General features: G+C 68.4%; 1 pseudogene. It reads left to right on the forward strand.

Going from position 1 to position 250, the window contains the following annotated elements:
* A pseudogene (locus P6709_RS20135) lies at nt 1-250 on the forward strand (urocanate hydratase); the annotation flags it as partial.

A 250-nucleotide genomic window follows, 5' to 3' on the forward strand; every position in this document is an offset into this window, starting at 1 on the left:
CTTCCCCGAGCTGCTGCGTCGAGGCGTACCGATCGACATCGTCACCGACCAGACCTCGGCGCACGACCCGCTCTCCTACCTGCCGGAGGGCATCGCCCTCGAGGAGTGGGCGGACTATGCCGCGAAGAAGCCCGAGGAGTTCACCGACCGGGCTCGCGCGTCGATGGCCAAGCACGTCGAGGCGATGGTCGGGTTCATGGACGGCGGGGCCGAGGTCTTCGACTACGGCAACTCGATCCGCGACGAGGCG

This window comes from Jeotgalibacillus sp. ET6 (assembly GCF_029667115.1).
Taxonomy (GTDB): Bacteria; Bacillota; Bacilli; order Bacillales; family Jeotgalibacillaceae; genus Jeotgalibacillus.